This window comes from Acetobacterium sp. UBA5834, from assembly GCF_002435675.1.
Lineage (GTDB): Bacteria > Bacillota > Clostridia > Eubacteriales > Eubacteriaceae > Acetobacterium > Acetobacterium wieringae.
On record NZ_DJGY01000048.1, the window covers coordinates 17,585 to 43,759 of the forward strand.

Below are 26,175 nucleotides of genomic sequence, written 5' to 3' on the forward strand. Positions count from 1 at the left end.
ATTCTGATAAAATGAATAAAAAACCAAAAGGAGGGCTTTTTATGTCAGCATTCAAAAACACCGCACCGGTCGTCTGGTTATTGATATCCATTGCCGTATTTATTGGCGGCATGATTATGCTTTTGGACGTGAAATTGGCCTGGGATATTATTATCACCGGCATATCGATTATGTTAGTCGTCGTTGGAGTGATGTACTTGTCAGCCATTTTTTTAAAAAAAGATGAAAGCAAGCTAAAAGAGTTGGGAATCGGGTTATTGTGCCTGTTTGGGGGCATTTTTACCTACGCCAACCCGCAATTTTTGAAAGTGCCGTTTAGTTTCGCTATTGGTATGCTGGGAATCATTATCGGTTGTTTTGTTTTAATCAGTAGTTTGAAACTTAAGAGCGATGGAGCCTCCTGGGGCTGGACCATGCTGGTGGCCCTGGTTTATATCGGGTTGGGGATTGATATGGCCTTTTTTGCCACCACCGGCCGGATTTTTGGCATCATTTTTGGAGTATATCTGATTTTCTTCGCTTTTAATATCTTCGGCGATGCACTGGTCAGTTTAATGAAACACAATAGCGGCGCTCAAAAAGCCAAGAAGCACATGCGGGTCACCCTGCCTCTGGTATTTGCGGCTTTTTTACCGATGCGGATGTTAAAAAAGGTCAATCAACTGGTTGAAGAAGAACCGGATGCGCTGTTGTTATTGGAAGACCACAGCATAGAAAGAACTACCGATATGGAAATATTTATCCACACCCGAGAAGGGTTGATTCCGGGAATGGGTCATGTGGATGCCTCAATGGGGGAGTGTGTTTACAGTTATGGCAATTATGATGATTCCACCTGGAAATTAGGAGGATTCTTAGCTGATGGTGTGTTGGTGGAGATGCCTAAAGAGGAACATGTAAAACAAGCCCTGAAAGTTGAAAAGAAAATTTTAATGGGATATGGTTTGTCGCTGACTCTGGAACAAAAAAGTGGGGTTCAGGAACAACTGGAAAAATTGCTTTCGCAAACAATGCCCTGGGAACCCAAAGCAGAACAGGCCGATAAAGGTGAAATAGCAGGCGAGCCGAGAGATTTTTCCGATGTTTCCAGTCAGCTTTATAATGATGCCAAAGCAAGTTTTTATAAATTCAAACAGGGCAATGAATTTAAAACCTATTATGCCCTGGGAACCAATTGTGTTAAACTGGTCGATACCATTGTCGGTAAAACCGGGATTGACCTGATCAAGGTCAATGGCATCATCACCCCCGGCGCCTATCTCGACTATCTGGATCGGCTTTATGACCGCGGCGATTCGATTGTGGTTTCCCGCACGCTTTATCAGGATATCGAAAATAATATGGCAAAAGATAACCGTGTCAGTTCGGTGTAAAAGTTGTGAAACCGTGCAATTAAATGTTACAGCAGTTTGAAATGGTTATTGGTGTATTCAATGATGCCTTCTTTCTGAAGCTTGGAAAGCACCCGGGATAAGGCAGAGCGATCCACACATAAAAAATCGGCCAGCTCATTGCGGCTAAAGGGAATCTCAAAAGCGAGGTTTCCTTTTTTTTCGGCCTGCAGCGACAAATAGGAGAGGACCTTGTCCTGAATGGTTCGACGGGATAGCAGCTGATTTTTATTACTCAGCAGAATGTTTTTTCGGGCCAGAATTTTTAGCAGGTTTTCGATCAGGTGATTGTGAAAAACGCAGGAGTTGGGGCAGGTATTGATAATCCGTTCGATGCCCAGAAACATAACACTGGCGTTGGTCTTGGCAAGCACAGTTACGGGGCTTTCTTTAACCCCGGCACTGGCAAAGGCTTCGCCGAAAATATGGCTGGGGCTCAGTTCGGTAAGAATCGAGCGATTGCCATAATAATCCTCTTGAATAACCTGGACTTCTCCCGATAAAATAACCCCGACTGCGGGAACTGGCTGGCCGGTCAACAGGATGATTTCACCCCGATCGTAGGTTTTTACCTCACCGCCGAGACACTGCAGCATGGCTTCGAGATTTTCATCAATGCCATCAAATAGTTTAACTTTTCTTAAGACTTCGATATTTTTATCCATATTTTCCCTTTGTGTTGCATATGCAACGGTAGTTTTGGGTAGATTATATTATGATTAGCTCAAGAAATCAATACATGATATTTCAAGGAGGAAAAAAAGATGATCCGAAAAATAATTTCGATAGATGAACAAAAATGTAATGGTTGTGGCTTATGTGCCGAAGCCTGCCACGAAGGTGCCATTGGCATGGTGGATGGGGTGGCCAAGCTATTGCGCGATGACTACTGCGATGGATTGGGGGATTGCCTGCCCAGCTGTCCCACTGGGGCGATTACCTTTGTGGAACGGGAAGCAGCTGCCTATGACGAAGCTGCCGTGCTGGAAAATATGAAAAAGAAAGAAATGGCTCAAAACAGTGGCGAGAAAAAAGCTGGTGGTTGCCCCGGAACGCATGCAAAAACGATTGTCCGGGAAAGTGCAGCAGCGGATGATGGTTTGGAACCACTGGCCTGTGGGTGTCCGGGCTCCTCGTCCAAGGCGATTGTTCGAGAGTCAGCAACAGCGCCGGAATCAACGGAATCGGCTGCTCCGGAGTCACAATTGCGACAATGGCCAGTGCAGATTAAATTAGCACCGGTTAATGCCCCCTATTTCAATGGTTCACATCTGCTGATTGCGGCAGATTGTACCGCCTATGCCTATGCGGATTTCCATAATCGCTTTATTAAAAATAAAATCACATTGATTGGATGTCCAAAACTGGATGCCGTTGACTATGCTGACAAGCTGACGGAAATAATAAAGCTTAATGACATCAAAAGTGTGACAGTGGTGCGGATGGAAGTTCCCTGTTGCGGAGGCATCACAGCAGCGGTTACTACGGCGCTCCAGAATTCAGGAAAAATGATCCCCTGGCAGGTCTTAACCGTCACCACTGATGGAAAAGTATTGGAAAATGTCTAAAAACAAAAACATCGTAAAAAATATTTAATTACAGGAAAGGGTAGAAATATCAGCCCAACTGTTTCAGTAAAAGAACTATCGGTGCTGTTCTAATTGATATTTTTCCTTTCAGAGAGGGTTTGTTTTAAAAAATGTGAATAACAATTAATTTCCATAAACAGACCTACCGATAAAAATTTGTCCTCAAATTTGTTACCTAAAAAATAGGGCCATATCCCAAATCTCCGGGGATATGGCTTTTTTAAAAAAAAAATCAAAAATAGCGGTCTTTCCGGCAATGAAAATCAAATGCGTTTTAAATACATTGGCAATGATTAATCACAAAAAAACATAGGTGTCTTCAAGGTTTCGTAAACCTTTGCAGAAAATAGAAAAAAATATTTTACAAAGGCCTTAAATTGAGCTTTAGGTGATAAAGTCCTGTTGTAAAATCAGAATGATTATGATATGATAGCCCTGTCGATACATATATATACAAGTTGACAAAATACGAATTTTTCCTGTTGAAAAATCAGTGATAATAACATACACTGTTTAAAGAAAATTGACCGGAGAAACGATAATGGAGGAAAACATTATGGCTTTTAATATTGCAGTTGCAGGTAAAGGTGGCGTTGGTAAAACAAGTCTTACCGGTATGCTTATTGAATATTTAGTTGCAGAAGGTCTGGGTCCTATTTTAGCAGTAGATGCGGACGCCAATGCAAACCTTAACGAAGTACTGGGGGAAGAAGTTGATCTTTCCATCGGTGAGATCAAAGAAGAAGTAAATCGGGCTGAAATGGAAGGTGTGCCACTGCCTCCCGGTGTAACGAAAACAGACTTTTTAAGACTTCGTTTAAATCAGGCAGTTGCTGAAGGAAATGGTTATGACCTGCTGGTTATGGGTCGCAGCCAGGGAGCCGGTTGTTACTGTTACGTTAACGGAATTCTGAAAACGCAAATTGATATGCTGGCAACAAATTATCAATATATCATCGTCGATAACGAAGCGGGGATGGAACATCTGAGCCGTGGTACTCTTGGCAAAATTGATATGCTGATTCTGGTCAGTGACTGTTCACGTCGTGGTATTCAGGCGGTTGGCCGAATTAAAGAGCTGGTTAGTGAACTGAAACTAAAAGTACCAGTGATCAAACTGATTGTCAACCGGGCACCTGACGGCGTCTTAAACGAAGGAACCGCCGAAGAAATCAAAAACCAGGGCCTCGACCTGATTGGTGTCGTGCCATTGGATCAAAATGTTTTTGAATATGACGCTTATGGTAAACCACTGGTTCAGCTGCCCGCTGATTCACCAGCCAAGGTTGCCTTAAGAGATATTGTCAATAAACTGGAAATCATCAAAAACGGCAAAAAATAGATCTGAAATAACAAACGGGGCTGGTATCCAGCCCTTTTAGAAAAAGGGGAGATTGTTATATGAAAAAGGTACGATTTAATATTAAAGGAAAAAGAACGGTTGATTTAATTGCAAGCGATGGAGAAAACTTACTGGAAGCAGCCAGAAGAGCCGGTGTCATGATTGACTCACCCTGTAGCGGGAATGCGACCTGCGGTAAGTGCAAGGTGAAGATTGTATCGGGTCAGGTTAAAACCGAAAAAACCAGACATATTTCTGAGGAAGAAATGGCCAGTGGGATCGTTCTTTCCTGTAATGCAACGATCATTGAAGATATCGAGGTGGAAGTACCTGATTTGGCGTCTTCTTTTGTAAACGAAATGCAGATTACCGATCTATCAAACAATGAAAATGAAAACATCAAGTATGTTCGAAAAAAAATGATCAAAGAAGGCATGACTAATCAGAGCCGATTGTGGTCGGAAATTATTCAGTTGCCATGCCCCACTATTGAAGACAATTGTGCCGATGAAGATCGGCTGAAGCTCTATTTCAAACAGAATCTTGGTTATCAAGATATAACCATCAGTTTGAATGTGATGAAAAAACTGCCGGATGCTTTCAGAAAAAATGATTTTTTAATCGAAGTCGTTTATTTGAAACGTCGGGAAGTAGCTGAAATTCTCGATGTCAAACCGGCCAATAGCGAAAAATCAGTGCTGTACGGGATCGCCCTGGATATTGGTACAACTTCTGTATCAGCCTGTCTGGTGGATATGAATACCAATGAGATTTTAACAAAGGCTTCGATGGGCAATGCCCAGGTTAAATACGGGGCTGATGTGATCAATCGGATTGTTTATTCAGAAAAACCCGGCGGATTGGAAAACCTTCGTCATGCCATCGTCGATGAGAGTATCAATAACCTGATCGAAAAGATGGTTAAAACCGTTGGGATTAAAAAAGAAGACATCTACGAGGTCTGTGCCGCTGGTAATACCACCATGAACCACCTGTTATTGGGATTAAATCCCGATTATTTACGGCGTGAGCCATTTATCCCAGCCATCAATGACATTCCCGAAATGAAATGTGCTGAGTTGGGTATCAATGTTAATCCGGAAGGAAAAATATATCTGGCCCCATCGGTTGCCAGCTACGTTGGTGGCGATATCACTGCCGGCGTCTTTGCCGTGCCGGTATGGATGCGGGAAGACTTTACGATGCTGGTGGATCTGGGTACTAATGGTGAAATTGTCTTTGGGAACAAAGATTTTCTGATGACCTGTGCCTGTTCGGCCGGACCGGCTTTTGAAGGCGGAGAAATCAGCTGTGGTACGCGAGCAGTACCAGGTGCCATTGAACAAGTCACGATCAATGAAGAAGATTTAAGACCTTTTTATAATACCATTGGTCATGTCAGTCCGGTGGGAATCTGCGGCTCCGGGATTATCGACTTAATTTGTGAAATGAAACGAACCGGTATTATTAATGGTAAGGGTCGAATGGAGCGGGATCTTGATCATCCCCGGATCAAATTTGATGAATACGGGATTGGCCAATACTATCTCTATTCCAAAGAATTGGATAATGGCTCCAAAGATATCTACATTACCGAAATTGATATCGATAGCTTTATCAAGGCCAAAGGAGCAGTTTTCTCGGCTATTTATATTTTAATGGAAAGCCTGGATATGCCCATTGACGTCCTCGAAAACATTTATGTTGCCGGCGGAATCGGTACTAACCTGGATATCACCAATGCCATAGCCTTGGGAATGTTGCCAGATATCCCAGTGGAAAAATATTTTTATATCGGCAACAGTTCGATGCAGGGATGTTATCTGGCTCTGACCCTCAGTGAAGGAAAAGATAAGATCCGTGAGATCTCTCAAAATATGACTTACATGGAATTGAGCGTCCACCCGACCTATATGGATGAGTTTATCTCAGCTTGCTTTATTCCGCATACCAACATGAATTTATTTCCGTCTCTGGAAAACTGAAACAGGAGATTTTAAATGGAAAATACCTTACGGGATGAAACCGCGATTGAAGAAAAAAGAAAAGATAAAATACCCTACGAACACTACAAGAGCTTGTTAAAAGACCTGGATCCCCAGACTGTTGCCAAAAACAGCACCTGTCCTTATGATGAAGAAGGGCGCTTCTTTACGGCTACGCTGATGGGAACCCCGTATAAGGTTGCCTATCCTCAGGGTGATGTGACGGATATGGACGGACAGGATTTTGATAACTATAAACTAAAAACCATGATACTGCGTTATCTGATCAATGCCAAAGGGGTCAAGGCTACCGGCGAAAACATTGCCTATCGGGATGTTTCCGGCGGAAACATTTACTATCCCTGTTTTGAGGGACGTTGTTTAAAACGGTTTGCCTTCACCTTTAATTACAATCTTGAGGGGTTAAAAAAAGCGATGGCGATTCTGGGCGCAGAACCCCAAAGTATTGGCGATCTCTCGTGGCGCTTTGAGGTTATTAACAATATGTTCATGACCGTAATTTTATGGATTGGGGATGATGAGTTCCCACCCGAAGCACAAATCTTGTTTGATGCCAATTTCCCCAGTGCCTTCAGTGCTGAAGATATGGCCGTTATGGGCGATATTTTTATTCCGGCACTTAAAGAACTCAGTAAGAAATAATGAAGCAATCAAAGCTTATGGATATTGACCCCCATTTTTCGGAGAGTAGTTATGTTATTAATCGTGATTTATTTAAAAATCACGATCCTGGCGAGATGAGTAGAAACGCCTCTTGCCCCTATGATCCGAAAAATGGACGGTTTGAAATAATGGTTCTGGGAGAAACGTATTTTGTCGAACATCCCAGTGGGGTGGTGCTAAACGCTTACGGTGAAGAATTTGACAATTATTCAATCAAAATTTTTATTCTCAGATATTTAATGAATGCCAACGGAAAAGAAGCGACCAACGAATGGATTAGTTTTAAAGAATTTCCGGATGGCCCCTTATATTATTCCAATTTTCACAAACGCTGCATTCAAGTTTTTGCACAAATAGGCAACGAAATGCCGGAGCAACTAAAAAAATACATGAATGGACTGCAAGCGCTTCCCTATAATAAAGGGGATCTTTCCTGGCAGTTCAAGGTAACTCCCGGAGTGGATATTGTCTGGATTTTGTGGTTTGGTGACGATGAGTTCGAAGCTGAAGCTCAAATTTTGTTCGACAAGAAATTAACAGACGTCTTTAACATCAAAGATCTGGCAATTTTAGGGGATGTTTTGATGATTTCGTTGAAAACCTTTACTTTCTCTTTAAACTCTAAAAAAAAATAGGATAAATTTTAGAAAAATGCCGAAAATTAATTGACAAACTTTTAACTAATATAGTACAATCTGTGTATACTTATATATACAGGTAAAAAGCTGTAGAATATGTAATGGTTTTAATTTGGTTTTAAAGTCTTGAACTTTGAAATAAATATTTTGAAAAAAGGTAACAGGTTAGGAGGAAACAAAGAATGCCATACAAAAAAGCAGAACAAAAATTTAGTGGCAAGATCAACGTATGTGAGATAGGTGTTGGAGATGCAGCTATCAGCATAGGTGGAGAAAACTCATTACCATTTTTAGGTACTGAAGGGTTTAAAACTGCGGTTGGTATCGCAATTTCAGACACAACTGACGAATGGGCAGATTGCTTCAAAGCACTTTACGGAGATGATTTGAAAAACCCTGCAGCGTTAGCAAAAGCAGCAGTAGAAAAATCAGGTGCTGATTTCCTATTAGTTAAACTTGAAAGTGCAGATCCAAACGGCGCAGATGCATCAGTTGAAAGCTGTGTTGCAACAGCCGTAGCAGTAGAAGCTGCAATCGACGTACCTTTAGTAGTAGAAGGATGTAAAAACGGCGAAAAAGATGCTAAGTTATTAGAAGAAGTAGCAAAAGCTCTTGAAGGAAAAAATGTCGTTTTATTCTCTGCAGTAGAAGACAATTACAAAACAATCGGTGCTGCTGGCGGAATGGCTTACGGACAAAAAGTATCAGCTGAATCTGCAGTAGATATCAACCTTGCAAAACAATTAAACATCTTATTAACACAACTTGGTGTTAAGAGCAAAGATATTATCATGGATGTTGGAACAGCAGCAGCCGGTTACGGTTTTGAATATGTTGCTTCAACCATGGATCGTATTCGTTTAGCCGGCTTAGGTCAAAACGATGAATCCCTGCAAATGCCAATTATGACCAATGTTTCTAATGAAGCATGGGGCGTAAAAGAAGCGGTTTCCACAATTGAAGATGCACCAGAATGGGGCGATCAGGAAGCACGTGGTATTGGTATGGAAGTAGCAACAGCTTCTGCTTGTGTTGTTGGCGGATCAAACGCTATCATCGTAAGACATCCAGAATCAGCTAAAACCGTTAAAGCTTTAGTTGCTGGAATCATAGGTTAGGAAAGGAAGGCGAATACAAATGGCAGTAAAAGGTTTAGATATCTTTAAACTCACACCAAAAACAAACTGTAAAGAATGTGGTTTCCCAACATGTATGGCTTTCTCAATGAAAGCTGCTACTGGCGGGGTACCTGTAGAAAAATGTCCATACATCTCAGAAGAATCTAAAGAATTATTATCAGAAGCTACAGCTCCTCCAATGAAAACCATCAAAGTTGGTTCTGGTGATGCTGAAAAAGCTCTTGGTGGCGAAACTGTATTATTCAGACACGAAAAAACATTGGTTAACAAAAACCTGTTTGCCGTTGAATTATCAGATGCTATGAGTGACGCTGATGTGGATGCAGCTTGTGCTACATTACAGAAAGTTAACTATGATCGTATCGGCGAAATGATGTTCGTTGAAGTAGTTGCTGTCCGTTTTGCAGCTGATGCAGCTAAATTTGCAGCACTTGTTAAAAAAGTAGCTGACTGTGGCAAAATTCCAATGATCGTGACAACTGATGCTGAAGTAGCAAAAGCAGCGGTTGCAGGTGCTGGCGCTGGCGCAATTATCATGGGTGCAACCAAAGATAATGCCGCAGCAATGGTAGACGTAGCTAAAGCTGCAGATGCTGTTCTTGGTGTTTCTGCAGACAGTATTGAAGCATTACACGATTTAGTTGAAGAAATCGAAAAAATGGGTTACAAAAACCTGGTATTAAATGTTGGCGAAGCTTCAATCAAAGAAGCTTACGCAAATGCAGTTGATATCCGTACAGCAGCAATCAAAGGCAATGACCGTACTTTCGGATATCCTTCAGTTGTATTTGCAAACAAATTGGCACCAGCTAATACTAACCTGCAAATTGCTTTAGCATCAGCTTTCGTTCTTCGTTACGGTTCAATCATCGTTATGGACGAAATGGACTTCAACGCTGCTTTACCACTGTTTGGTTTAAGACAAAACATCTTTACCGATCCTCAAAAACCAATGCGTGTTGAACCGAAGGTATATGAATTCAACAAACCAACAGGCAACGATCCAGTTCTTGTTACCGTTGACTTCGCACTCTCTTACTTCGTTGTTGCCGGTGAAATCGAACGATCTAAAGTTCCTGCTTACCTGGCAATTCCAGATGCTGGTGGATACTCAGTACTTACTGCTTGGGCTGCTGGTAAATTTGGCGCTGGCGTTATCGCTAACTTCATTAAAGAAGCAGACGTTGCCAGCATCACTACTTCTCGTAAGTTAATCTTACCTGGTAAGGTTGCTGTTCTTCAAGGCGATTTAGCGGAAGAACTGCCAGATTGGGAAGTTATCGTTGGACCAAACGAAGCAATGCAATTACCTAAGTTCTTAAGAGACATGCAAGCATAAATAATATCAATCTGTGCCCGGAATAGCTTCGGGCACACCTAAAATATTTTTTTCAATTTGAAAGGGGAACAATATGTCAAAATTCATGGTTATTGGTGAAAGAATTCACTGTATTTCTCCAGCAATTCGTCAGGCATTCGCAGATAGAAATCCAGAGCCAATTCTTTTAAGAGCAAAAGAACAATTAGATGCTGGTGCAGATTATCTTGATTTAAACATCGGACCTGCTGAAAAAGGCGGCGAAGAATTAATGCAATGGGGTGTAAAATTACTCCAGGAAAACTTTGATAATGTGCCAATCGCACTTGATACAGCTAACATGAAAGCCATTGAAGCTGGTATTCAGGTTTATAACCGATCAAAAGGTAAACCAATCGTAAACTCTGCTGATGCAGGTGATCGTATTGAATACGTTGATTTAGCAGCTGCTAATGATGCAATGGTTATCGCTCTTTGCTCTAAAGAAGGTGTACCAGGAAGCAATGACGAACGTATTGCATACTGTTCAGAATTATTAGAACGTGGTATGGAACGAGGAATGGAACCAACAGATTTACTGTTTGACCCATTATTCATTGTTATCAAAGGAATGCAAGATCAATTAGGGGATGTATTAGAAGCAATTCAAATGATCACTGACATGGGTCTGTTAACAACTGGTGGTTTAAGTAACGTATCGAATGGCGCACCAAAACACATCCGTCCATTATTAGATAGCGCTACAGTTGCTATGGCAATGCAATGTGGATTCAGTTCTGCTATCGTTAATCCTTGCGACAAACGATTAATGGAAACCATTGTTGCCTGCGATATTATCAAAAATAATATCCTTTATGCAGATTCAGTACTTGAGTTCTAGAAATACCTTTATAAATTAATAACAGGTATTTGAAAATACTCATAAAAAAAAGCCCCCGACCATAATTCATCACTTGCCGCACAAGTTACGATGAAAGTCAGGAGCAAACAACTATGTATAATGTATCACTCACCTACATTGTATAACATTTAACAATGTTTGTAAAGGGTAATTTGATTATTTTTTTCGATATGATAAAACTTTTTGCAAATCCGTAAAAATTATCTATTATACGAAACAGGTGCTTTGATATAAATTATAAAATTTAGAGAGGTAGAAAAAATATGAGCAATGAAATTTTAAACTACGATAAGGTCGCTGAAGCTTCCCTTGCGAAAGCTCAGAGAGATGGCGCAGAAACAATGTGGGATCGCCGTGCTGCACAAAAAACCCAATGTGGTTTTGGGGAAGCAGGGGTATGTTGCCGAATTTGTGCAATGGGTCCATGTCGAGTCAGTCCAGTTCCTGGAAAAGGTGCTGAAAGAGGTATTTGTGGAGCAAACGCTGACACAATTGTAGCCAGAAACTTTGCCAGAATGGTTGCTGCAGGTACATCTGCTCACTCGGATCATGCCCGTGATATCGTTCATGCTATGCATCATGCAAAAGCTGAAGGTCCTTTTAAAGTACGTGATGAAGCTAAATTACGACGAATTGCCAAAGAATGGGAAATTGCAGATGCTGAAACTAAAGAAACATACGCATTAGCCCATGAAATGGCTGAAATCGCTCTGGAAGAATTTGGTAAACCTTTTGGAACTCAACGTTTCTTAAAAAGAGCACCAAAAGCTCGTCAGGAAATCTGGGCACGTGAAGATATTGCACCACGAGCAATCGATCAGGAAGTTGTAACCCTGCTTCATACAACACACATGGGTTGTGCTGCTGACTACGAAAGCATCTTCCGACGTGGGATGAGAACTGGTATGGCCGATGGTTGGGGCGGATCTATGATCGGTACCGAATTCTCTGACATTCTTTACGGAACACCAACCGCTCGTGCATCTTCTTCTAACTTAGGTGTTATTGATGCTGAACAGGTAAATATCATGATCCATGGTCATGATCCTAACCTTTCAGAAATGATTGTATTAGCTGCTCAAGATCCAGCAATGATCGATATGGCTAAATCTGTTGGTGCTAAAGGCATTAACATCGTCGGGATGTGCTGTACTGGTAATGAAATGACCATGCGTCATGGTATCAAAATTGCTGGTAACTTCTACCAACAAGAAATGTGTGTTATTACTGGTGCAATGGAGGCTGTTGTTGTTGACGTTCAATGTATCTTCCCAGCTCTTCCAGAACTGGCTAAAACTTACCATACCCGATTCATCAGTACATCACAAAAAGCAAAAATCGCTGGTGACATGTACATCGAATTCTCTGAAGCTACTGGTTTAGAAAATGCTGCTGAAATCGTAAAAATTGCGATCAACAACTTCCCAAATCGAGATGCTTCCAAAGTAGAAATTCCAGACATTAAACAAGATACAATGGTTGGTTACTCTGTAGAAACCATCATTGATCATCTGGACAAAGTTGTTAACTCTCAGTTAGAAGATGGTCTGGGAACAGTTAAACCATTAACCGACGTTATCTATGCCGGTGTTATCCGTGGAGCTGCTGGTGTTGTTGGTTGTAACAATCCTAAACAAACACATGACTATGCACATATCACAGTTATGGAAGAACTGATCAAACGTGACGTCATCTGTGTTGTTACTGGTTGTGCTGCTCAAGCTGCTGCAAAAGCTGGTTTATTAACATTAGAAGCAAAAGAAAAATGTGGTCGTGGACTGTTAGAAGTTTGTGAACGTGTAAACATTCCACCAGTTCTTCATATGGGTTCTTGTGTAGATATCAGCCGTATCCTTCACTTAGTAAACTTGTGTGCAGATTTAAAAGGAATCGATCCAGCTTTATTACCAGTTGTTGGTATCGCTCCAGAATGGATGTCAGAAAAAGCCGTTGCGATCGCTAACTACGTAGTTGGTTCTGGTATCAATACTTATCTGGGTGTTATTCCACAAGTATTGGGTTCACCAAACTTCACAAAACTGATGACTGAAGATGTTCAGGAATTCATCGGTGCCCACTTCGTATTCGAAAAAGATCCAATTGTCATGGTTGATAAAATCATGGAAGATATTGAAGCAAAACGAGTTGCATTAGGTATCTAATTATATAAAGATAGACAGGTGATAAAATGAAAATAGCATTAACAGGAAAAGGCGGGGTTGGAAAAACAACCATCTCAGCAAGTTTGAGCCGATATTTTGCCGACCAGGGATATAATGTGTTAACAGTTGATGCTGACCCCGACGCCAATCTTGGCCTTGCCCTGGGCATGAGCGAAGAAATGATTGCCAGTATTGTTCCCATTTCTGAAATGAAAGACATGATTGAAGAACGTACTGCTGCCGATACCGGTTCTTTTGGATCAATGTTTAAAATGAATCCGGAGGTTGCTGATATCCCTGACCGTTATGCCAAGGAATTTAATGGTGTCAAATTACTGACGATGGGGACGGTCGATACGGGTGGATCCGGCTGTGTCTGTCCGGAGCATGTGCTTTTAAAAATGCTGATGAGCCATCTGGTTTTATACCAGAAAGATGTGGTCATCATGGATATGGAAGCCGGCATTGAACATTTGGGACGTGGAACCGCTGGTGCCGTCGATGCCTTTATCGTCGTCGTTGAACCGGGCGTTCGCAGTATTCAAACTTATCATAAAGTTAAATCCATGGCTACGGATATTGGTGTTAAACAGGTTTATGTTATTGGAAATAAAATCCGCAATGATGGAGATATCGCCTTTCTTACCGAAAAAATCGGAGCTGAAAACATTATTGGTTTCTTAAACTACCGTGATGCGATTTCAGAATCTGACCGAAACAACAAATCACCCTATGACGATCCTGTCATGAAAGAAGACATTGCCAATTTAGGTAAGCGGATTCTGGAAATTGTACAGGAAAAAAAGAAATAACGAGTTTTAAATAAAGCAACAAAAATCTAATGTTAATTGAACGAATCTAAGGAGGAAAAAGTCCATATGAATATGAATCTTTTTGATATTGTTTACGACGGTCAAGCCCAGTATCAGCAACGTGCTGAAGAAATGGTTGCCAAAGTCGTTGCTGAAAAGGGAAAAGAAACACCAGTAAAATTCCCCGGTACTGCTTACGCACTGCCTTGTATCTATGCCATCACCGGTAAAAAAGTTACCAACGTAGGTGAATTAGAAGAAGCCTTAGAACTTGCAAAAGCTAAGATCAACCGTACAAATTACCTGCAACAAGGCTTAGATGCCGGAACTTCTGCTGCAATGTGTGCGGAAATCATTGAAGCAGTTAAATATGTTTATGAAGATCTTCCATACGCAGGTCGTGCAGTTGAAGATTTAAATACAACTGATGTTCGTTACTTAGGACATATCACTGATGCTGAAGTTCGTAACTTCGGTGTGCCACTGGTTACCGACGACATCCCAGGTGTTGCTGTTATTATCGGTGAATGCAAAGATGCTGAAATGCTGGCTACCATCGTTAAAGATTACCAGGGCAAAGGTTTATTAACCTTCATGGTTGGTAAAGTAATCGACCAGGCTATCGAACAAAAAATCAAAATGGGTATCGACCTTCGCGTTATTCCTTTGGGATACGAAATTGAATCTGTTATCCACGTTGTATCAGTAGCGCTTCGTGCCAGCTTAATCTTTGGTGCGACACCTCCTGGCGACTTCCTGGCTCACCGTACCTATACCAAAAACCGTGTTAAAGCGTTTGTTAACGTATTTGGACCATGGGATAACAAAATTATTGCTGCCGGAGCTGCTGCTATCGAGTTAGGCTTCCCAGCTGTAACTGAAACATACATCAACGAAGTACCAACCTTATTATTAAACCAACCAGACAACAGCAAAGTTGTTGCTACTTCTTTAGAAGCCCGTAACATCAAAATCAAAGTTACTGAAATCGACTGTCCAGTTGCTGTTTCTTCAGCCTTCGAAGGTGAACGTGTTCGTAAAGATACCATGTTTGCTGAATTCGGTGGAAACAAAACGGAATGTTGGGAACTTGTAACAACTGGTGATGTTGCTGAAATGGAAGACCACAAAATTACTGTGGTAGGACCTGACATTGATGACGCTATGTTCGAAGGTAAAGACGTTGTTCGTCTGCCAATGGGTGTTGTTGTTAAAGTTGGTGGCAAAGCAATGCAAAAAGACTTTGAAACCGTACTGGAAAGACGTATCCATTACTTCACAAACTATATTGAAGGCGCAATGCATGTTGGTCAAAGAAATATTGCATGGATCCGTTTAACAAAAGAAGCATTTGAAAAAGGCTTCCGTTTAAGACACATCGGTGAAGTTTTATATGCAAAAATGCGTTCTGACTTTGATAAAGTTGTTGACAAATGTGAAGTTACCATTTACACCAATGCAGAAGATGTAAAACGTCTTGGCGAAGAACTGGTTAAACCGATCTATGCTGAACGTGACGAACGAATGGGCGCTCTGACAGATGAAAGTGTTGATGAATTCTATACCTGTCTGTTATGTCAATCATTTGCTCCAAGCCACGTTTGTGTTGTAACACCAGAACGTTTAGGTCTTTGTGGTGCTGTTTCCTGGTTAGATGCTAAAGCAACTAAAGAATTGGATCCAACCGGACCTAACCAACCAATCGTTAAAGGCGAAGCTACTGACGAACGTTTAGGACGTTGGGATTCTGTAAATGAAGTAGTAGCCAGAGATTCTCAAGGCGCTGTTGAAGCAGTTACACTGTACTCAATCCTTGAAGATCCAATGACATCATGTGGTTGTTTCGAATGTATCTGTGGTATCATGCCAGAAGCAAACGGTGTTATCATTGTAAACCGTGAGTTCGGTGATACTTCACCAGTTGGTATGACTTTCGGTGAATTGGCTTCAATGACCGGTGGTGGGGTTCAAACTCCAGGCTTCATGGGTCATGGTCGATTCCTGATCGGTTCTAAAAAATTCATGTCAGCTGAAGGCGGTTTACAACGAATCGTTTGGATGCCAAAAGAATTAAAAGATGATGTAGCAGAACGTTTAAATAAAGCAGTTAAAGAAATGACCGGCATTGAAAACTTTGCAGACATGGTTTGTGACGAAACAATTGCCAGCGATTCTGAAGCAGTTTTAGAATTCCTAGAATCAAAAGGACATCCAGCACTTGCAATGGATCCAATTATGTAATACATTTTGACCCCGTCAAAATAAAGACATGCCTGAAGGCAGAACACAGACGTGTTCTGCCTTTTTTTAACCCAAAACATAAATTTATGCAGTTTAGAATAATTCAAAATAGCTATCGATTTATTAAGAAAAGGATGCTATAATTATAAAAAAATCAGATCAACAGGAGGAAACAATATGTGTAGCAATAAAGAACAACACAGCCATGGCGAACATCATGACCACGAAGAAGGCCATCCGCATTTAGGCGGAGCCCAACATGAACATCAACATTCGCATCCGCATACCGGGGATGAAGGTCATGAACACATTCATGAACATAATCACGAACATGGTCACACTCATAGTCATCCTCATAGCGATGACCACGACCACGGGAGCGAACATGCCCATACAGCTGAGCACGAGCATGAACATACCCATAAGCATGCCCATCCTCACCCTCATAAACATGAGCATCCCCATGGTCATGAAAGTCAAGCCCATGCCCATGGCCATGATCATTCGCATGGACACGATCACACACACGGCCATGATCATCCCCACCCCCATGTTCACGGTGATGGCCATTGTGGACACCACAATAAAAACGGCGCCGGTTGTTGCCATGGTGGTGATGTCGAAAATAAGGATGTTGAAATCCTGGGATTGCTACTCGATCACTGGGTGGCGCACAATCAGGATCATGCCATGGAATACAACACCTGGGTTGAAAAAATGAATCGTTTGGGTAAAAATGATGTTGCCGAGTCCTTAATCGAAGCAATTGCACTGATGAGCGAAGCCGATAAGCATTTGGTGGCAGCAAAAAAAGAGTTAGGTTAAGCAATTCTAAAATTTGCACATTACTCGACCAGTGCGGATGATACGAATAGCGATGAAAGTCGTCTAAAAACTTATAATAAACCAGTTGCCCCCTGACTTGTGTTAGGGGGCAGACTATGTTAAAATAACCTCAATTAGAAGAAAGGAGACTGAGAACATGTGTGAATCTTCAGCTTATATGATCACTCCTGAAGGAGAAACTAAAATTATGGACTACGTTGTTGATATCGTTCCAAATGAAGATGGCAGTTTAACCCTGTCGGATTTATTGGGCGGTACAAAAATTGTTCAAGGCAAATTAAAAGAAGTCAAGCTTCTTAACCACAAAATTATTATTGAAGGAACAACGGTCTAGACGATGAACATAGTAGTGCTAGACGGCATGGGAGGAGGCATTGGCTCTCGAATTGTCGGTATTTTAAAAGATGAAATACCACCATATATTGAAATATATGGTTTGGGAACCAATGCGCTGGCCACTGCGGCGATGTTAAAAAAAGGCGCCAATAAAGGTGCTACTGGCGAAAATGCCATTGCTGTTACCGTGAAAAAAGCTGATTTTATCATCAGTTCAATTGCGATGACCATTCCAAACTCGATGATGGGAGAAGTCACTCCGAAAATGGTTGAAGCCATTGGAAATAGTGATGGATTTAAAATCTATATTCCGATTCTACCGGAAAATCACCATATTGTTTCACTGGAGGAAAAACCATTACTACTTCAAATTCGTGAAGCAGTATCCTTGATTAAAAAAGAACTCAATTTGGGAGACGTATAGATGGATGAAAAATTAAATATGGATAAAGAAGCCGATATTTTCAAGGTGTTTCTTGCTCATTGGATTAATCACACCGGAGACCATATTGCAGGCTATCAGGAATGGGCCGATAAATTGCAGGGAACATCAAAGGACAATGTGTCCCAGGAGATTTTAATAGCGATCGCTAAAATGCGAGAAGCTCAAAAGAAGATTATGGAAGCGAAAATGCGCTTTTAATAACAGAATAATAAATCGCATCATAATGATTATTGCCATGCTTGAAAGCAGGACTTTTTGTTCTGTTTTTTTTATTGTAGCATCGAATTAAACCTGTTAATGTGACAAATCCCCGGAAGCATATAATGTTCGACCGGGGATTTTTTCATAAAAAATTATGCGAACTTTTAAAAGTTGGTGTATAATGAAATTATCAAAAAAGAAGAAGGTTTAAAAATGCGAATCAAAGATAAAAAACGTTTTATCGTTGCATGTGGTGGTCTGGCGGCTATTTTGATTCTGGCTATTGCAGTTTTAACGCTCGGTTTTTGGCATCGGAACGAAACCCAGTCAGAAACCACCAACCAGAAAAATTCACAGGCATCAACGGCGCAAACAACGAATGCAAAAACAGAGTCTGATCCGGTGACAACAAATCAGGCGGCTGTAACCGAACAACCGGCACAGAGCGAAACAAAAGAAGAAGAAAAAAACAACGCCGCAGAAAGTGGAACCGGCACAGATAGTATCACGACACTGGTTAATAAAAACCATAGTATTTCAGCCAGCTATATCCCCAGCGATCTGGTCACTGTTGACTTACCATCAACCCGGGATACCCAGCTGAGAAGTGTCGCTGCTGACGGGTTGACAAAACTGTTTAAAGCGGCAGAGAGCGCTGGTTTAGAATTATACTGCTGCTCGGGTTATCGTTCATATGAAACCCAGTCCGAGCTGTATGCCTGGAATGTGGACACGTATGGGGTTGACGGGGCCGAACTGGTCAGCGCCCGACCGGGAATGAGTGAGCATCAATTGGGCTTAGCCATGGATGTTACCAGTGCGACTGTTGGTTTTGATCTGTTAGAGAGCTTTGGTGCAACACCTGAAGGACAATTCATTAAGGATAACGCCCATAAGTACGGGTTTATTGTCCGTTATCCTCAGGGTAAAACCGATATTACCGGTTACGCCTACGAGCCCTGGCATTTGCGCTATTTGGGTGTGGATGTGGCGACGGCGATTTACAATAGCGGAAAAACCATGGAAGAATACTATGGCACTAATTAGGGTCTGGTTAAAAAATATAAATGCACAAAAGGATATCCTAGGGTATCCTTTTGTGAAATTTCAGTGTGTTTCCTGAGACAGAATGGATAAAAAAACTATTTTCAAAGAATTAATTGTCTGATATAATAAGCAAGTATTTTGTGCGCCCGTAGCTCAGGTGGATAGAGCAGTAGTTTCCTAAACTGCGTGCCGGAGGTTCGAATCCTCTCGGGTGCACCATTTGAATGTGGCGGCGATGGCCGTTTTTTTATTGGCGGAATTAACTATCGGTGTTTAAAATACAGATGGATGTAAATAATTAATTAAATAAGTAAGAAACGGTTGCAAAGTGTGACAACAAGGCTTATACTTCTTAGAGTTATTAAGCGGTAGCAATGCCACAAAGCGGGGGAATGCTGATGGAAAATTATAAAAAGTATTTAATTGTCTGTGGACTGCTTCTATTGTTTGCGCTCATTTCTCCGATCATTATTGCCTGGATCAGTGTGATCCTCTCTCCGCTGATTACAACGGTAGGGGTCGTTGCCATTATTTTTATCGCAACGGTGATAATTGCCTGGTTTGGGAAAATTGGTCGCAAATAAACGGTTGATAACGAGTTTTAAAAAATCATCCGAACACAAAAAAACAATCTGAATGATACAGGAGATAATTGACACATTGGAAATACGATTAGTAGAAGAAAGAGATTACCTCAGAGTGCTGGAAATTCTGAACGAATCCATTGCGGCCCGAAAATTTACGGCCCAGCTTTCGCCGGCAACCATGGAGATGCGCAAAGACTGGTTCATTCATCATTCGGCGCCACGACATCCGATGTATGTGGCCGAAGTCGATGGCAAGGTGGTTGGTTGGGTGACGCTCACTGAATTTCGCGCTGGCAGAGAGGGGTTTCGCTTTACTTCAGAAATAAGTTATTACCTGGACAGCCATTTTCACCGCCAGGGCATTGGTTCAATGTTAATGCAGCGAGCGATAGAAGCGGCCCGGGAAATCGGATTCAAAAACCTGGTGGCAGTCGTATTTGACACCAATATCAGCAGCCGCAAGCTTGTCAAAAAACATGGGTTCAGGTTATGGGGGCATATGCCGGAGGCGGTTGATATCGACGGAAACTTAATCGGCTGTGATTATTGGGGATTAAAAATAGAAAAATAGTAAATGCTGCTTGATTATTTTCGGCGTTGCTGATATAATTTTAATGTTGTTCAAAAGGCTATATGCCTTTTTTTATTTGAACCGCAATAGTAATTAATCAGGCAGTCACCGATAAAGAAAATCATGGATGATTATCAATGTTTTCATTGACAAAAATCGGGGTCTTATGGTATTCTATGTTAGTGACTATGAAAATAGGGAACGTGTGCCTGCATGTTCCTGCGGGTGTTGATATAAGGATGTAGGAGGTGCTGGAATGAGAGTAAAAGTTACTTTAGCATGTACAGAATGCAAGCAAAGAAATTACGATACCATGAAAAACAAGAAGAATAACCCTGATCGTTTAGAAGTGGATAAATATTGCAAGTTTTGCAAGAAGCATACACCACATAAAGAAACGAAATAATGGATAAAGAGGAATATCATGGCAACTAACAAAAAAAGTAAAAATGCCAGTAGTAAACAAGGAAAAGATAACACCCCACAACAGGCACAAAAAACCGATGATAAGGCTGCAAACCTTGTAAAAGAGGAAAAGAAAGCGCCTCAGTCAACGGCAAAAAATGAGAAAAAAACAGCAAAGAAGTCAAGCGATAAAAGCAAGGAACCGAATATTTTTCAGAAGATGGTCGGCTTTTTAAAAGGCGTTCATCATGAACTGCGAAAAGTTACTTGGTTAACTAAAGATGAATTGATAAAGAAATCTGGCGTTGTTGCCGGAATTGTTGGGATATTCACTTTTCTCGTTTGGGTTGTTGATTCAGGATTAGGTGCACTTGCCGCGTTATTTATGAACATTTAGGTAAGGGAGAACCATGGATACTAATCAACAGGAACAGGCCCAATGGTTTGTTGCGCATACCTATTCCGGTTATGAGAATAAGGTGAAGGCAAGCATTGAAGCCACCGTCGAAAACAGAAATATGGAGGACGTGATCCTTGAGGTTCAGGTTCCCGTACAAGAAATAGTGGAAAGTAAAAACGGCAAAAAAGTCGTTAAGGAAAAAAAACTATTTCCAGGTTATGTCATGATTAAAATGTTCATGACAGATGATTCATGGTATGTTGTCCGAAATACCCGTGGTGTAACCGGGTTTGTTGGTCCTGCCTCAAAACCTGTTCCGCTCTCAAAGTCAGAACTTAAGAGTATGGGCATTCGTCAGCAGCGTGTGGAAATCAGTATGCACGTTGGTGAAGAAGTGAAGGTCATTGAAGGACCACTAGAAGGGTTCACCGGTGTTATTGAAGAAGTGCATGCCGAGAAATCAAAGGTCAAGGTCAATGTTTCCATGTTTGGTCGAGATACCCTCGCTGAACTGGGATTTGAACAAATAGAAAAAATAAACACTTAAGGAAAAAACTATTCTTCATGCTACTCCATTAGGAGAAAAAAAACTATAATAAAATGAAGGAGGTGTTATCATGGCAAAAAAAGTAATTGGTATGATTAAATTACAAATTCCTGCCGGTAAAGCAACACCAGCACCACCAGTTGGTCCTGCATTAGGTCAACATGGGGTTAATATTATGGGATTCTGTAAAGAATTCAACGCAAAAACTGCAAATGAAGCAGGGATGATTATTCCTGTTGTAATCACTGTTTATCAGGATCGATCTTACTCATTTATTACAAAAACACCGCCAGCTGCGGTTCTATTAAAGAAAGTTGCTGGTATTGAGTCTGGATCTGGGGTACCTAACAAAACCAAGGTAGCTAAGGTTACAACTGAACAATTAAGAGAAATTGCAACATTAAAGATGCCTGACTTAAACGCAGCATCTGTTGAAGCAGCGATGAGAATGATCGCTGGAACTGCCCGTAGCATGGGTATCACAATCGAAGAATAATTTTAGAAGGTAGAAACACCTTAAGTGGGAGGGAAACCGCTATTACCACAAGGAGGCAAAGATGAAAAAAGGAAAAAAATATCAGGATTTGGTAAAAAGCTTTGACAAGCAAGAGCTTTTTGAAATTGATGCAGCAATTGCACAAGTCAAAAAACTGGCGACCGCAAAGTTTGATGAAACCATTGAATTGCATGTTAAATTGGGTGTTGACTCACGTCATGCAGATCAACAGGTTCGTGGAGCAATCGTTCTGCCACATGGTACTGGTAAATCAGTTAAAGTTCTGGTTATCGCCAAAGGCGATAAACTGAAAGAAGCTGAAGAAGCTGGCGCTGATTTCTTTGGTGAAGACGATATGATCGATAAAATTCAAAAAGAAAACTGGTTTGATTTTGATGTAATGATTGCTACTCCAGACATGATGGGTAAGGTTGGTCGTTTAGGTCGGGTATTGGGACCTAAAGGGTTAATGCCAAATCCTAAATCAGGAACGGTAACCATGGATATTGCCAAAGCTGTAGCCGATACCAAAGCCGGTAAGGTTGAGTATCGTTTGGATAAGACCAATATCATCCACGTGATCATCGGAAAAGCATCGTTTACCGAAGAAGCTTTAAAAGAAAACATGATGGTATTATTGGAAACTGTTAAAAAAGCAAAACCAGCTGCTGCCAAAGGTCAATACTTCCGCAGTGTAACCCTGGCAAGCACCATGAGTCCTGGAGTTAAAGTCAATACAGGAAAAATCTAGAAGTTTATTACTTTATAAATAATAAACTTTGAAACGACTTGACATAGAAAATGACAAATGATACAATAACGTCGTTGTAAAAGACGCATTCATCCATAGACAGTAGGTTTGTAAATCCTACCGAGGTTGAAGAGATAAACGCTTATGAATAATAAAGCTCTCTTCACGCTGTGGAGTGAGCTTTTTTGATACGATTTTATAAAGGAGGTGCAGATAATACATGCCAAAAATTGAAGAAAAACAAGTGATTGTCCAGGAAATTGCTCAAAAACTTCGTAACGCCCAAACAGCGGTTCTCGTTGATTATCGTGGTTTGAATGTTGAAGAAGTAACTGAGTTACGTTCCCTGGCGAGAGCAGCAGGTATCGACTACAAGGTATATAAAAATTCAATGATGCGGTTCGCTGCAAAAGAAACCGGTTTTGAAGGTTTACTTGATGTTTTGGTTGGACCTACTGCAATTGCTTTCTGTGATACAGATCCAGTTGCACCAGCAAAACTAATCAGCGAGTTTGCAAAAAAACATAAGGCTTTAGAAATTAAAGCAGGTATGGTAGATGGTAAGGTTTTAGATGTCAAAGGTGTCTCAGAGCTAGCCGAATTACCACCACGAGAAGTACTGGTTGCCCAGGTTCTGGGTGGCTTAAACGCACCAATTTCAGGTTTTGTTAACGTACTTAACGGAAACATGCGTGGATTGGTTGTCGCATTAAATGCGATCGCAGAACAAAAACAAGCATAATTCGAAAAAAACTAAATTAAAGAAAGAATATTTGGAGGATTTATAAAATGGCAAGTGAAAAAGTAACACAATTAATTGAAGACGTAAAAGGTTTAACAGTATTAGAATTATCTGAACTGGTTAAAGCATTAGAAGAAGAATTCGGCGTTAGCGCTGCTGCTCCAATGGCTATGATGGCTGCTCCAGCTGCTGGTGGTGCTGCTGAAGAAGTAGAAGAAAAAACTGATTTTGATGTAATCCTGGCTTCTGCTGGCGATCAAAAAATCAAAGTTATCAAAGTTGTTCGTGAATTAACAGGCTTAGGCTTAAAAGAAGCAAAAGCATTAGTTGACGAAGCTCCAAAACCATTAAAAGAAGGCGCTACAAAAGAAGAAGCTGATGATATTAAAGCTAAAATTGAAGAAGTTGGCGGAAGCGTCGAAGTAAAATAATTACTCGATAACCACTAAAAATCACTTGCTTGCGCAGGTGATTTTTTTGTTTAACAGACGAAGTCTGAGAAAGAAGAACAATGGGAAAAAAACAGACAAATCAAGTGAAAGAAATCACCCCCATGGCGGTAGACTTCCCCCAATGGTATACCGATGTTATCTCTAAAACTGAATTGGTGGACTATTCTCCGGTAAAAGGATTTATGGTGATTCGACCCTATGGTTATGCGATTTGGGAGCTGATCCAGGGTGCTTACGATAAACGCTTTAAAGAAACCGGTCATGAGAACATGTATTTTCCGCTTTTGATTCCAGAAAGCCTGCTAACAAAAGAAGCGGAGCATGTCGAAGGATTTGCGCCGGAGGTTGCCTGGGTTACCCATGGTGGTGGTAAAGAACTGGCAGAAAAACTGGCAGTGCGCCCCACATCAGAAACGATTATCTGCAGTATGTACTCCAAGTGGCTTAATTCTTATCGCCAGCTGCCTTATTTATATAATCAATGGTGTTCAGTCGTGCGGTGGGAAAAAACCACCCGACCGTTCCTTAGAACCTCTGAGTTTTTATGGCAGGAGGGCCATACCCTCCATGAAACTCCGGAAGAAGCTCAGGAAGAAACCATGCAAATGCTGGGGATCTACCGGGAAATCGCCGAAAGCCACCTGGCCATGCCGATGGTCGTTGGTCGAAAAAGTGATAAAGAAAAATTTGCCGGTGCCGATGCCACCTATACCATGGAAGCATTGATGCACGATGGTCAGGCCCTGCAATCAGGGACTTCTCATAATCTTGGCCAGCATTTTACCAAGGCCTTTGAAATTACCTACCTGGATCGCAATAATGAGCAGTCCTTTCCTTTCCATACTTCCTGGGGGGTATCGACACGCTTAATCGGTGGGATTATCATGGTTCATGGTGATGATAATGGTCTGGTTCTGCCTCCGAAAATTGCCCCGATTCAGGTGGTGGTCATTCCGGTGGCTCAACATAAAGAAGGGGTGTTGGATAAAGCCTGGGAAATCAGCAAAGCCCTTGGGAAAGATTTCAGAGTTAAGGTTGATGATCTTGATGGCTATTCCCCTGGCTGGAAGTTTAACCAGTGGGAAATGAAGGGTGTGCCAATCCGTCTGGAAATTGGTCCTCGGGACATTGAAAATGGTCAATGTGTACTGGCCCGACGGGATACGGGTGAAAAAATTCAGGTCAGTTTGGATAATGTCAGCCAGGCTGTGGCGGACTTGTTGGTCGAAATTCAGGCTAACCTGTTTAATAAAGCGCTGAAAATGCGGGAAGAAAAAACCTCCACAGCGGAAAACATTGATGAGTTCAAAAAGAATTTATCAGAAAATCCGGGGTTTGTAAAAGCGATGTGGTGTGGTGAGCGGAGCTGTGAAGATCAGATAAAAGAAGAAACTGGCGCATCGATCCGTTGTATCCCATTTGAAGATGAACAGGAAGTGTTGTACGCAGGCAAATGTGTCTGTTGTGGTAAGCCGGCACAAAAAATGGCCTACTTCGCCCGAGCTTATTAGGAAGCATGAGTGTGTGAAAATGAGCAGCATTGCAATGACCAACCTGGGATTTTTCTTGAATGAAGGCGAATTTTATGAACATATCCGGATGAAAAAAGGATCAAGACGGGCCCTGCCCATTGAGCGAATTCTTGAGTCAGCAAGAAATATTCCGAAGCCAAAGGTGCTCTATCGGGTATCCGAAGCGAAAATCATTGATGCTACGCACTTCACCCTGGATGGCGTTGAATTTGTCAGTGAAGCTGGAGTGGAAAAAATTGCCAAGTCTACCTATGTTTTTCCGAATATTGTCACGGCTGGTCGGGAAATTGAGAATTATTGTCTTTCCCGGGAGAACGTTCTGGATCAGTACATTATCATGGAGCTCTGCAATTTCGCCTGCGAATTTGCCAGAGAAGCGCTGATACGTGATGTTAGGAATCGCTATGGTGTGTCGATAACGGATTGTATCTATCCGGGTGAAGATGGATTTCGTCTGGAATCAGGTAAAAAAATATTTGATTTATTTGAAAATGTCGAAGACCAAATTGGTGTTACAGTCACTGAGATGGGGCTGACCACCCCGAGTCGAACAGCCTACGCAATTTATTTTGGCTAATCAATTAAATCGATAAAACGTATAAAGAGGCCCTAAGT

General features: G+C 41.4%; 29 protein-coding genes, 1 tRNA gene and 1 other annotated feature. Of the genes, 29 read left to right on the top strand and 1 reads right to left on the bottom strand.

Annotation, left to right across the window (positions count from 1 at the left end; genetic code table 11):
* Positions 1-41 precede the first annotated feature (41 nt).
* Positions 42-1,373 carry an HdeD family acid-resistance protein gene (locus B3F51_RS09760; protein WP_286946815.1) on the top strand — a complete coding sequence of 444 codons (1,332 nt, stop codon included), beginning with the start codon at positions 42-44 and terminating at the stop codon, positions 1,371-1,373.
* Positions 1,374-1,399: 26 nt separating this feature from the next.
* Here the strand turns inward: B3F51_RS09760 and B3F51_RS09765 are convergent, their stop codons facing one another.
* Entirely contained in the window at positions 1,400-2,056 is a 657-nt protein-coding gene (locus B3F51_RS09765; RefSeq protein WP_148636679.1) for a Crp/Fnr family transcriptional regulator, read from the bottom strand.
* 99 nt (positions 2,057-2,155) lie between these two features.
* On the opposite strand from B3F51_RS09765, the gene B3F51_RS09770 reads away from it, so the two are divergent.
* From B3F51_RS09770 to B3F51_RS09905, 28 genes are all read left to right on the top strand, one after another.
* Positions 2,156-2,959: an ATP-binding protein gene (locus B3F51_RS09770; protein ID WP_228882597.1), complete on the top strand. Its 804-nt coding sequence runs from the start codon at positions 2,156-2,158 to the stop codon at positions 2,957-2,959.
* A gap of 577 nt (positions 2,960-3,536) precedes the next feature.
* Positions 3,537-4,322: an AAA family ATPase gene (locus B3F51_RS09775; protein WP_026394536.1), complete on the top strand. Its 786-nt coding sequence runs from the start codon at positions 3,537-3,539 to the stop codon at positions 4,320-4,322.
* A gap of 59 nt (positions 4,323-4,381) precedes the next feature.
* Positions 4,382-6,307, top strand: a complete 1,926-nt coding sequence (acsV, locus tag B3F51_RS09780) for a corrinoid activation/regeneration protein AcsV (protein WP_286946818.1) — start codon at positions 4,382-4,384, stop codon at positions 6,305-6,307.
* Between the two features lie 15 nt (positions 6,308-6,322).
* A complete protein-coding gene (locus tag B3F51_RS09785) occupies positions 6,323-6,970 on the top strand; it encodes a DUF3786 domain-containing protein (RefSeq protein ID WP_286946820.1) in 648 nt (215 codons plus the stop codon).
* Positions 6,970-7,626, top strand: a complete 657-nt coding sequence (locus B3F51_RS09790) for a DUF3786 domain-containing protein (protein ID WP_286946822.1) — start codon at positions 6,970-6,972, stop codon at positions 7,624-7,626. The genes B3F51_RS09785 and B3F51_RS09790 overlap by 1 nt, the downstream gene beginning before the upstream one ends.
* A gap of 185 nt (positions 7,627-7,811) precedes the next feature.
* On the top strand, positions 7,812-8,747 hold the full coding sequence (gene acsD, locus B3F51_RS09795) for an acetyl-CoA decarbonylase/synthase complex subunit delta (RefSeq protein WP_250933428.1): 936 nt from the start codon (positions 7,812-7,814) through the stop codon (positions 8,745-8,747).
* A 19-nt stretch (positions 8,748-8,766) separates the two neighbouring features.
* The gene (gene acsC / locus B3F51_RS09800; RefSeq protein ID WP_286946824.1) at positions 8,767-10,107 is read left to right on the top strand and encodes an acetyl-CoA decarbonylase/synthase complex subunit gamma; all 1,341 of its coding nucleotides are present in this window, start codon (positions 8,767-8,769) and stop codon (positions 10,105-10,107) included.
* Between the two features lie 73 nt (positions 10,108-10,180).
* Complete coding sequence (gene acsE, locus B3F51_RS09805; RefSeq protein ID WP_070372462.1) at positions 10,181-10,966, top strand: carbon monoxide dehydrogenase/acetyl-CoA synthase methytransferase subunit; 786 nt, start codon at positions 10,181-10,183, stop codon at positions 10,964-10,966.
* Between the two features lie 284 nt (positions 10,967-11,250).
* A complete protein-coding gene (gene cooS / locus B3F51_RS09810; RefSeq protein WP_286946826.1) occupies positions 11,251-13,149 on the top strand; it encodes an anaerobic carbon-monoxide dehydrogenase catalytic subunit in 1,899 nt (632 codons plus the stop codon).
* A 26-nt stretch (positions 13,150-13,175) separates the two neighbouring features.
* Positions 13,176-13,961 (top strand): AAA family ATPase, encoded by a 786-nt coding sequence (locus B3F51_RS09815; protein WP_148636695.1) that lies wholly within the window; start codon positions 13,176-13,178, stop codon positions 13,959-13,961.
* Positions 13,962-14,033: 72 nt separating this feature from the next.
* Positions 14,034-16,202 (top strand): acetyl-CoA decarbonylase/synthase complex subunit alpha/beta, encoded by a 2,169-nt coding sequence (gene acsB, locus B3F51_RS09820; RefSeq protein WP_286946864.1) that lies wholly within the window; start codon positions 14,034-14,036, stop codon positions 16,200-16,202.
* Between the two features lie 177 nt (positions 16,203-16,379).
* Positions 16,380-17,027, top strand: a complete 648-nt coding sequence (locus B3F51_RS09825; RefSeq protein ID WP_286946828.1) for a hypothetical protein — start codon at positions 16,380-16,382, stop codon at positions 17,025-17,027.
* Positions 17,028-17,184: 157 nt separating this feature from the next.
* Positions 17,185-17,382: a CooT family nickel-binding protein gene (locus B3F51_RS09830; RefSeq protein WP_070372466.1), complete on the top strand. Its 198-nt coding sequence runs from the start codon at positions 17,185-17,187 to the stop codon at positions 17,380-17,382.
* A 3-nt stretch (positions 17,383-17,385) separates the two neighbouring features.
* Positions 17,386-17,808: a DUF3842 family protein gene (locus B3F51_RS09835; protein ID WP_070372467.1), complete on the top strand. Its 423-nt coding sequence runs from the start codon at positions 17,386-17,388 to the stop codon at positions 17,806-17,808.
* A complete protein-coding gene (locus tag B3F51_RS09840; RefSeq protein WP_286946829.1) occupies positions 17,809-18,027 on the top strand; it encodes a hypothetical protein in 219 nt (72 codons plus the stop codon).
* A 216-nt stretch (positions 18,028-18,243) separates the two neighbouring features.
* Entirely contained in the window at positions 18,244-19,077 is an 834-nt protein-coding gene (locus tag B3F51_RS09845; RefSeq protein WP_139142397.1) for a M15 family metallopeptidase, read from the top strand.
* 142 nt (positions 19,078-19,219) lie between these two features.
* Positions 19,220-19,296: transfer RNA gene (locus B3F51_RS09850), tRNA-Arg, on the top strand.
* Between the two features lie 179 nt (positions 19,297-19,475).
* Positions 19,476-19,661: a hypothetical protein gene (locus tag B3F51_RS09855; protein ID WP_070372470.1), complete on the top strand. Its 186-nt coding sequence runs from the start codon at positions 19,476-19,478 to the stop codon at positions 19,659-19,661.
* Between the two features lie 76 nt (positions 19,662-19,737).
* Positions 19,738-20,235, top strand: coding sequence for a GNAT family N-acetyltransferase (locus B3F51_RS09860; protein ID WP_242871638.1), 498 nt, complete (start codon positions 19,738-19,740; stop codon positions 20,233-20,235).
* Positions 20,236-20,491: 256 nt separating this feature from the next.
* The gene (rpmG, locus tag B3F51_RS09865; RefSeq protein ID WP_014355470.1) at positions 20,492-20,641 is read left to right on the top strand and encodes a 50S ribosomal protein L33; all 150 of its coding nucleotides are present in this window, start codon (positions 20,492-20,494) and stop codon (positions 20,639-20,641) included.
* Between the two features lie 18 nt (positions 20,642-20,659).
* Positions 20,660-21,037 carry a preprotein translocase subunit SecE gene (secE, locus tag B3F51_RS09870; RefSeq protein WP_084633762.1) on the top strand — a complete coding sequence of 126 codons (378 nt, stop codon included), beginning with the start codon at positions 20,660-20,662 and terminating at the stop codon, positions 21,035-21,037.
* A gap of 13 nt (positions 21,038-21,050) precedes the next feature.
* The gene (gene nusG, locus B3F51_RS09875; RefSeq protein ID WP_070372471.1) at positions 21,051-21,587 is read left to right on the top strand and encodes a transcription termination/antitermination protein NusG; all 537 of its coding nucleotides are present in this window, start codon (positions 21,051-21,053) and stop codon (positions 21,585-21,587) included.
* A gap of 70 nt (positions 21,588-21,657) precedes the next feature.
* Positions 21,658-22,083, top strand: a complete 426-nt coding sequence (gene rplK / locus B3F51_RS09880; RefSeq protein WP_070372472.1) for a 50S ribosomal protein L11 — start codon at positions 21,658-21,660, stop codon at positions 22,081-22,083.
* Positions 22,084-22,144: 61 nt separating this feature from the next.
* Positions 22,145-22,834 carry a 50S ribosomal protein L1 gene (gene rplA / locus B3F51_RS09885; protein ID WP_070372473.1) on the top strand — a complete coding sequence of 230 codons (690 nt, stop codon included), beginning with the start codon at positions 22,145-22,147 and terminating at the stop codon, positions 22,832-22,834.
* 75 nt (positions 22,835-22,909) lie between these two features.
* Positions 22,910-23,030, top strand: a sequence feature (ribosomal protein L10 leader region).
* Positions 23,031-23,054: 24 nt separating this feature from the next.
* Positions 23,055-23,576, top strand: a complete 522-nt coding sequence (gene rplJ / locus B3F51_RS09890; RefSeq protein ID WP_286946834.1) for a 50S ribosomal protein L10 — start codon at positions 23,055-23,057, stop codon at positions 23,574-23,576.
* 47 nt (positions 23,577-23,623) lie between these two features.
* A complete protein-coding gene (rplL, locus tag B3F51_RS09895) occupies positions 23,624-24,007 on the top strand; it encodes a 50S ribosomal protein L7/L12 (RefSeq protein WP_228882626.1) in 384 nt (127 codons plus the stop codon).
* Positions 24,008-24,087: 80 nt separating this feature from the next.
* Positions 24,088-25,539, top strand: coding sequence for a proline--tRNA ligase (gene proS / locus B3F51_RS09900; protein WP_286946836.1), 1,452 nt, complete (start codon positions 24,088-24,090; stop codon positions 25,537-25,539).
* A 19-nt stretch (positions 25,540-25,558) separates the two neighbouring features.
* Positions 25,559-26,137 carry a hypothetical protein gene (locus B3F51_RS09905; protein ID WP_228882630.1) on the top strand — a complete coding sequence of 193 codons (579 nt, stop codon included), beginning with the start codon at positions 25,559-25,561 and terminating at the stop codon, positions 26,135-26,137.
* Positions 26,138-26,175 lie beyond the last annotated feature (38 nt).